This is a genomic window from Phenylobacterium sp., from assembly GCF_030697925.1.
GTDB lineage: Bacteria > Pseudomonadota > Alphaproteobacteria > Caulobacterales > Caulobacteraceae > Phenylobacterium.
In genome coordinates this window covers 1-7,464 of record NZ_JAUYOJ010000158.1, presented here as the reverse complement: position 1 = coordinate 7,464, position 7,464 = coordinate 1, and the positions used below count along the sequence as shown (strand labels likewise).

The 7,464-nt window shown below is 69.7% G+C and carries 4 protein-coding genes and 1 pseudogene; all 5 read left to right on the top strand.

Features of this window, described 5'->3' with window-relative positions; all coding sequences use genetic code 11:
• Positions 1–135 precede the first annotated feature (135 nt).
• On the top strand, positions 136–1,365 hold the full coding sequence (locus Q8Q88_RS14845; RefSeq protein WP_305675964.1) for a TolC family protein: 1,230 nt from the start codon (positions 136–138) through the stop codon (positions 1,363–1,365).
• Positions 1,362–2,837 carry an efflux RND transporter periplasmic adaptor subunit gene (locus Q8Q88_RS14840; protein ID WP_305675963.1) on the top strand — a complete coding sequence of 492 codons (1,476 nt, stop codon included), beginning with the start codon at positions 1,362–1,364 and terminating at the stop codon, positions 2,835–2,837. Before Q8Q88_RS14845 ends, Q8Q88_RS14840 begins: the two co-directional genes overlap by 4 nt.
• Positions 2,834–5,998: an efflux RND transporter permease subunit gene (locus Q8Q88_RS14835; RefSeq protein ID WP_305675962.1), complete on the top strand. Its 3,165-nt coding sequence runs from the start codon at positions 2,834–2,836 to the stop codon at positions 5,996–5,998. Before Q8Q88_RS14840 ends, Q8Q88_RS14835 begins: the two co-directional genes overlap by 4 nt.
• Complete coding sequence (locus Q8Q88_RS14830) at positions 5,995–6,417, top strand: copper-binding protein (protein ID WP_305675961.1); 423 nt, start codon at positions 5,995–5,997, stop codon at positions 6,415–6,417. The genes Q8Q88_RS14835 and Q8Q88_RS14830 overlap by 4 nt, the downstream gene beginning before the upstream one ends.
• Before the next feature lie 154 nt (positions 6,418–6,571).
• A pseudogene (locus tag Q8Q88_RS14825) lies at positions 6,572–7,464 on the top strand (type IV secretory system conjugative DNA transfer family protein); the annotation flags it as partial.

Below are 7,464 nucleotides of genomic sequence, written 5' to 3'. Positions count from 1 at the left end.
AAGGCCTAGCCGGTTCCAAACCCCGCGCCTGATTTAGCCCTCGGCGCGGGGCGGAGGGGCGTCGGCGGCTCACGACGCCGCCGACGCTTCCGGCTCGCACCAGAGCTGCGCCATGCACCCCAGCGGGAAACCATCATGCGCCTTGTTTTGACACTTGCGTGGGCGACCCTGGTCGCCGGCGCCGCCCAGGCCGCGCCGTTGACCTTCGAGGCGGCGCTCAAGCTCGCCGACCACACCGCCCCCAGCCTCCAGGCCAAGGGCGCCGACATAGCCGCGGCGAGATCGTCGGCGATGGCCGCGGGCCGGCTTCCCGACCCAAGGCTCGCCGTCGGCCTCGGCAACTTCCCGATCTCGGGTCCGCCGGCCGGGACCTTCAACGGCGACAGCATGACCATGGCGACCGTTGGGGTGACGCAAGACATCCCCAACGCCGCCAGGCGCCGCGCCGACCGCGAGCGTGCGGCGGCAGACATCGGCGCCGCGGAAAACGCGCAGGCCGTGGAGTCCCGCAACGTCCGCCTGAACACGGCGCTGGCCTGGATCGATCTCTACTATGCGAAGAAACGGCTCGCCGCCCTGGATCAGGTCGACAAGGCGCTGGCGCCGCTGAAATCTAGCGCCCCCTCGCGTATCGCGTCGGGGTCGGCGCGGCCGAGCGAGGCTTTGGAGCCCGAACAACTGACCGCCGCGCTGGGCGACCGGCGTGCCGACCTGGTCGCCGCCGTCAGCAAGGCCCGCGCCGAACTGGTCCGCTGGACCGGCGATGCCGCCGCCGACGTCACCAGCGACCTGCCCCGCTACAGCATCGATCCCACTGGCCTGCGCGCCGGCCTCGACGCCCTTCCATCGCTCCAGGCCTATGAGGCCATGGGCCGCCAGGCCGACGCCGATGTGGCGCTGGCCAAGGCCGCCAAGCGTCCCGATTGGAGCTGGGACGTGACCTACCAGCTTCGCGATCCGATGTACGGCGACATGGTCTCGGTGGGCGCGGCGATCAGCCTGCCGCTGTTCGGCCGCACCCGGCAGGAGCCTGTCATCGCCGCCCGCGCGTCGAGCGCGACGCGCGTGCGTTACGAGCGCGAAGCGACCCGCCGCGCCTTGGCCGCCTCGCTTGAGGCCGACCTCGCCGACCACGCCATGCACCATGACCGGCTGATGCGCGCCCGGACCACGCTGGAACCGCTCGCCGCCCGCAAGGCGCAGCTCGAGACCGCGAGCTACGCCGCCGGAACCGCCAGCCTGTCCGAGGTGCTGGGCGCATTCCTGGCGCTGGCCGAAACCAAGATCGACCTCCTCGACCGCGAAGCCGACGTCCAGCGCGACGCCGTACGCATCGTCCTGACCTACGAAAGCGACGCCCCATGACCCGCGCCCAACTCGTCCTGTCGGCCGCCGCCATCGCCGTCCTCGCCGCCGCCGGCGGTTATTATGGCCTGGCCCAACTCGGAAAGCCGTCGCCCCAGGCAGGCGCGCCCGCCGCGCCCGGCGACCGCAAGGTGCTCTACTGGTACGACCCGATGGTTCCGGCCCAGCACTTCGACAGGCCGGGCAAGTCGCCGTTCATGGATATGCAGATGATCCCCCGCTACGCCGACGAAGGTCCGGCGGGTGAAGGCGGCATGCGGATCGATCCGGCCGCCGTCCAGAGCCTCGGCGTGCGGCTGGCCAGTGTCCAGCGCGGCGACTTCGCGCAGGGCCTCGCCGCCGCTGGCGTCGTCGACTTCAACCAGCGCGACGTCGCCGTCGTCCAGGCCAGGGCCGCCGGCTTCGTGCAGCGGGTCTATGCCCGGGCGCCCGGCGACGTGGTCGCCGCCGGCGCCCCGATCGCCGATCTGCTGGTCCCGTCCTGGGGCGGGGCCCAGGCGGAATACCTGGCCGTGCGCCGATCCGGCGATGCAGCCCTGGAGGCGGCGGCCCGGCAGCGCCTGACGCTGCTTGGGATGCCCGCAGGCCTGATCGACCAGGTTGCCCGGTCCGGGCGGACCCGCAATGTCGTCACGGTCGCCACGCCGGTCGGCGGGGCGATCCAGACGCTCGAGGTTCGACAGGGCATGACCGTGAACATGGGCCAGACCCTGGCCCAGGTCGCGGGCCTCGCGACCGTCTGGCTCAACGCCGCCGTGCCCGAGGCGCAGGGCGGCCAGGTCCGAGTCGGGCAAGCCGTCCGCGCCGAACTCGCCGCCTTTCCGGGCGAGAGCTTCAACGGCCGGGTGACCGCGATCCTGCCGACCACCCAGGCCGACAGCCGCACGCTCACCGTCCGGGTCGAGCTCGCCAATCCCGGCGGCCGGCTCAAGCCCGGCATGTTCGCCACGGTTCATCTCGACGGCCCGGCCCGGCCGGCTCTGTTCGTGCCGTCAGAGGCGGTGATCCGCACCGGCAAGCGCGCCCTGGTCATGGTCGCCAGCGAGGGCGGCCGCTACCAGCCGGTCGAGGTTCGGCCGGGCCGCGAGGATGGCGGACGGACCGAGATCCTGGCCGGTCTGAACGAAGGCCAGAAGATCGTCGCCTCCGGGCAGTTCCTGATCGACTCGGAAGCCAGCCTCGCCGGCGTCAAGGCCAGGCCGCTCGCTGCCGGCGCGTCCGCCGCGCCGGCCAAGGCCGCGTCCGCCCTCTACGAGAGCCGCGGCCGGATCGAGGCGCTGTCGGCCGGATCGATCACCCTTTCCCACGAGCCGGTTGCGGCCATCGGCTGGCCGGCCATGACCATGACCTTCAAGCTCGACCCGCAAACCCTGGCCAAGAACCGGAAAGTCGGCGACCAGGTCGCCTTCGGCTTCGAACATCGCGCCGATGGCCCGGTCGTCCGTCGTCTCGCAAAGGAGGCGGCCCAGTGATCGCCGCCCTGATCCGCGGGTCGGTCAAGAACCGCTTCTTCGTCATCATCGCCGCCTTGGCCCTGCTAGCCGCCGGCCTGGTCGCGCTGCGCGCCACGCCGGTCGACGCCCTGCCAGACCTGTCCGACGTGCAGGTGATCATCCGCACCCCCTATCCGGGCCAGGCGCCGCAGATCGTGGAGAACCAGGTCACCTATCCGCTGACCACCACCATGCTGTCGGTGCCGGGCGCCAGGACCGTGCGCGGCTACTCGTTCTTCGGCGACAGCTTCGTCTATGTGATCTTCGAGGACGGTACCGACCTCTACTGGGCCCGCTCGCGGGTGCTGGAATATCTGAACCAGGTCCAGAGCCGTTTGCCGGAGACGGCCAAGCCGGCGCTGGGGCCAGACGCCACGGGCGTCGGCTGGATCTACGAATACGCCCTGGTCGACAGGACCGGCCGCCATGACCTGTCGGAGCTCAGGTCCCTGCAGGACTGGTTCCTGCGCTATGAGCTGAAGAGCCTGCCGGGCGTGGCCGAGGTCGCCTCGATCGGCGGCATGGTCAAGCAGTACCAGGTGGTGCTCGACCCGGTGAAGCTCGCCGCCTACGGCGTCACCCACGGCCAGGTCACGGACGCCATCCAGCGCGCCAACAGCGAAACCGGCGGCTCGGTTCTCGAGCTGGCCGAGGCCGAGTACATGGTCCGAGCCTCGGGCTATCTGAAGACGCTCGACGACTTCCGCGCCATTCCGCTGAAGACGGCGGCGGGCGGCGTCCCCGTCCGGCTGGGCGATGTCGCAACCCTCCAGCTCGGCCCGGAGATGCGCCGCGGCGTCGCCGAGTTGGACGGCCAGGGCGAGGTCGCCGGCGGGGTGGTGATCCTGCGCTCGGGCAAGAACGCGCGCGAGACCATCGCCGCGGTCAAAGACAGGCTCGTCGAGCTGAAGAAGAGCCTGCCGCCCGGCGTCGAGGTGGTGACGACCTATGACCGCTCGCAACTGATCGACCGGGCCATCGGCAACCTGCGCGAAAAGCTGATCGAGGAGTTCATCGTCGTCGCCCTGGTCTGTGCGCTGTTCCTCTGGCACGTGCGCTCGGCCCTGGTGGCGATCCTCACCCTGCCGCTGGGGGTGCTGTTCGCCCTGATCGTCATGCGCATCCAGGGGGTCAACGCCAACATCATGTCGCTGGGCGGCATCGCCATCGCCATCGGAGCCATGGTGGACGCCGCCGTGGTGATGATCGAGAACGCCCACAAGAAGATCGAGCGCTGGGAACACGATCATCCGGGTCAGCGATTGGAGGGCGAGACCCGCTGGCGGGTCATCACCGACGCCGCCGCCGAGGTCGGGCCGGCCCTGTTCTTCAGCCTGGTGATCATCACCCTTAGCTTCGTGCCAGTCTTCACCCTGCAGGCCCAGGAGGGCCGGCTGTTCGCCCCTCTGGCGTTCACCAAGACCTACGCCATGGCCGGGGCGGCGATCCTGTCGGTGACCCTGGTGCCGGTGTTGATGGGCTACCTGATCCGAGGCCGCATCCCACGCGAAGACAGCAACATCCTGAACCGCTGGCTGACAGCGGCCTACAAGCCGGGGCTGGACTGGGTGATGCGCAAGCCGAGGGCGACCCTGCTGATCGCCGTCCTGGCCTTCGCCACCACCCTCTGGCCGCTCAGCCAGCTCGGCGGCGAATTCATCCCGAGCATGGACGAGGGCGACCTGCTCTACATGCCCTCGGCCCTGCCCGGCTTATCGGTGCGGAAGGCCGGCGAACTGCTGCAGCAGACCGATCGGTTGATCAAGACGGTGCCGGAAGTGAAGAGCGTGTTCGGCAAGGCCGGCCGGGCCGAAAGCGCCACCGACCCGGCGCCGCTGGAAATGTTCGAGACCACCATCCAATTCAAGCCGCGAGCTGAATGGCGGCCCGGCATGACGCCCGACAAGCTGGTCGAGGAGTTGGACCGGACGGTGAAGGTCCCGGGCCTGGCCAATGTCTGGGTGCCGCCGATCCGCAACCGCATCGACATGCTGGCGACCGGCATCAAGAGCCCGATCGGGGTGAAGGTCTCGGGCGCCGATCTCGCCCAGCTCGACCGCGTCGCCCATGACGTCGAGACGGTGGCCAAGACGGTCCCAGGCGTCAGCTCGGCGCTCGCCGAACGGCTGACCGGCGGGCGCTATGTCGACGTCGACATCGACCGCGCCGCCGCCGCGCGCTTTGGGCTCAACGTCGCCGACGTGCAGGCGATCGTCTCAGGCGCGATCGGCGGCGAGACAGTGAGCCAGACCGTCGAGGGCCTCGCCCGCTATCCGATCAATGTGCGCTATCCGCGCGAGATCCGTGACAGCCTGGAAGGCCTGCGAAGCCTGCCGGTTCTGACGCCCGCGGGCCAGCAGATCACGCTGGGCACGGTGGCGAAGATCGAGATCGCCGACGGCCCGCCGATGCTGAAGACCGAGAACGCCCGGCCCTCGACCTGGGTCTATATCGACGTGCGCGGGCGCGACCTGAGCGCCGTCGTCAACGACCTGCGGCGCGTCGTCGCCAAGGACGTGACGCTCTCGCCGGGCGTCTCGATCGCGTATTCGGGCCAGTTCGAATATCTGCAGCGCGCCGTCGAACGCCTGAAGATCGTCGTGCCGGCGACGCTGCTGATCATCTTCGTCCTGCTCTACGTGATCTTCCGCCGCCTGGACGAGGCGGTCCTGGTGATGGCGACGCTGCCCTTCGCGCTCACCGGCGGAATCTGGGCGCTCTACCTCCTGGGCTACCACCAGTCGGTCGCCACCAGCGTCGGCTTCATCGCCCTGGCCGGGGTCTCGGCCGAATTCGGGGTGGTGATGCTGATCTACCTAAAGCACGCCCTGGCGGATCGCGGGCCTAGTCCTTCGGGCGATCAGGTCGAGGACGCCGTTCGTGAAGGCGCCCTGCTGCGGGTCCGCCCCAAGGCCATGACCGTCGCGGTGATCCTCGCGGGCCTGGCGCCGATCCTGATCGGGCACGGCGCGGGGTCCGAAGTCATGAGCCGCATCGCCGCGCCGATGATCGGCGGCATGCTGACGGCGCCCCTGCTCTCGATGCTGGTCATCCCGGCCGCCTTCTTCCTGATGCGCCGTCCCCGCCCCGGCGGCCCCGACTTCACCCCTGCCTCTCGGACCCAAAGGAGATCATCATGAGAGCTCTTCCTTACGCCACGGCCGGCGTGCTTGCCCTGGCCATGACCCTCGCGGCTTGCGGACCAAAGCAGGAGGCGGCGACGGCTCCCGCCGAAGCCACGCCGCCGCCCGCAGTCCCGCCCTCGGGTGAAGCCATGTCGGCCGACGCGGCGAAGTCGGGCGACATGTCGAAGATGGACATGTCCGCCGACGCCAAGATGGCCACGGGGACCGGTACGGTCACCGCCGTCGATCCCAAGGCCGGCACGATCACGCTGGACCACGGGCCGATCCCAGAGGCCAACTGGCCGGCCATGACCATGGCGTTCAAGGCGACACCGCCCACCCTGCTCGACACCGTCAAGGTCGGCGACAAGGTCGCGTTCGATCTCAAACTCGCCGACGGCTCTGGCGAAGTGACAGCGATCCGGAAGCAGTGACCGACCAGGCCGGAGCGGGTGTTCCGCTCCGGCCGTTTTCGCCTGAGCCTGTCATTGCGCGCTGGAGCCGCCGACCTTTCGACGGCTGGCTGGCCGGCCTTGCCGATCGCCGGGCCCGATCCTGAATCTGCCCTGTGGGCAGAAAGGATTTGGCATGCCGGCGGCGAAGATCTTTTGGGGCCAAGTCCTGGTCGTTCTCGGGATCGTGGTCCTGACCACCTGGGGCGCCACGCAATGGACGGCGGCGCAATTGGGCCACCAGCCTCAACTCGGGCCGCCCTGGCTGACCGTCCATGGCTACCGCTTCTATCCGCCGCCCGCCTTCTTCTGGTGGTGGTTCGCCTATGACGCCTACGCGCCGCAGATTTTCCTGCGGGGCGCCTATGTCGCCGCTTCCGGCGGCCTCCTCGCCATTGGCCGCCATCGCCCTGTCGGTCTGGCGCGCGCGGGAGGCCAGGGAGGTCGCGACCTACGGATCGGCGCGTTGGGCGAGCCCCGAGGAAGTCCGGGCCGCAGGGCTTCTGGGCCCCGACGGTGTCGTGCTGGGCAAGCTCGGCCGCGCCTATCTTCGCCATGATGGACCCGAGCATGTGCTGTGCTTCGCCCCGACCCGATCCGGCAAAGGGGTGGGCCTGGTTGTCCCGTCTCTGCTGACCTGGCCGGGCTCGGCGATCGTCCATGACATCAAAGGGGAGAACTGGGGCCTGACCGCCGGCTTTCGGGCGCGCTTGGGCCGCGTGCTGCTGTTCGATCCGACCAATCGGGATTCCGCGGCCTACAACCCGCTGCTCGAAGTGCGCCGCGGCGAATGGGAGGTGCGCGACGTCCAGAACGTCGCCGACGTGCTGGTCGATCCGGAGGGCTCGCTCGACAAGCGCAACCACTGGGAAAAGACCAGCCATTCACTGCTGGTCGGCGCCATCCTGCATGTCCTCTACGCCGAGCCCGACAAGACCCTGGCCGGCGTGGCGGCGTTCCTGTCGGACCCGAAACGGCCGATCGAGGCGACCTTGAGCGCCATGATGCGCACCCCGCATCTGGGCGCGG